This window comes from Actinocorallia aurantiaca (assembly GCF_039533685.1).
Classification (GTDB): Bacteria; Actinomycetota; Actinomycetes; order Streptosporangiales; family Streptosporangiaceae; genus Actinocorallia; species Actinocorallia aurantiaca.
The window spans coordinates 1-1,018 of the sequence record NZ_BAAATZ010000062.1 but is presented as its reverse complement, the minus strand read 5'-3'; the positions used below and the strand labels follow the sequence as shown (position 1 = coordinate 1,018).

Annotated in this window: 1 protein-coding gene; it reads right to left on the bottom strand. The window is 48.1% G+C overall.

The annotated features are described in order from the left end of the window. Positions 1-395 precede the first annotated feature (395 nt). Positions 396-1,018, bottom strand: a 623-nt coding sequence (locus ABD327_RS37360; RefSeq protein WP_344458532.1) for a hypothetical protein, incomplete at its 5' end; no start/stop codon positions are given.

Below are 1,018 nucleotides of genomic sequence, written 5' to 3'. Positions count from 1 at the left end.
ATATGACTGAACATGCAGATGGCAGGACGTGAAACAGTTGCCGATTCATTTATTTTATCCATCCTTCGCTATCTCTACATTGAAATTGACAATAGATTGTGCAAATAAATATAATTGATAGAGGATATGAATGAGTCCAATCTTTCCTTGCTGGCATTGTCTTTATTTTTAGTGCAACTGATTTGTGCAATAGTAATGATCTTGTGTGCATTTCTTCTCGGGCGGCAGGTGCAGCCATTGAACCGTTTATCTCATGCAAGAACACCGAGACTGGGTGCAGAGAAGTTTTGGCCACTATTGACTATTGCTCTTGCAGTGGCGATAATATTTTCTTTCATGGTGAGCTTTTTAGCCATCCTTGCCTTCTGGATTAATGCAAGGCCATAGGCAATGAGCTATGTCCAGTTGCAAGCCGTTCGGGCATAGAACAGCTGCAACTGAATATTGCTACTAGGGATCATCTCTGCAGAACGCCAAGTCTCCAGATCGTAAGTGCCCCCGAAGGAAAAGCCGGCCCACTGAAACCGCTGACCCCAGAAGTGGCAGTTTAGTTGATAGTAAAGACTCTTCGGCTGCTCGCTGTTCAACGAAAGTGGTAGTGCCAAAATGCAAGGCTTTGCGATATCCCACATATCCGAAGTTGCGGCAGCAATCTTATTGTTGTCTGCGTACCACGAGACACCGCCCTTGTCGCCAGGCTTAATAGCAACCTTATATCCTGACTCGTCGCTAGTAGCGGAGAGGTTCTCCACAATGCGACCAGAAGGATCACCTTTGCAGCGACCTGCAAGAAAAGAGGGGGACGTTGTCGGATTACTGGGTGAATTGCTGTCCTCTGACTTGGTAGCAGCAGGGCCCGAGGCACTACTCGGTTTATCGTCAGACTTCACCGATGGTTGCGGCTGCAACGGAACGTCCATATCCGGCTCTGATGGAGCCTCTACGTCTGGTTGTGATGAGGTCCCTACGCCCGGTTCTGGCAGAACTTCCTCCGTACCGCAATCAGGTACGTCGAAGT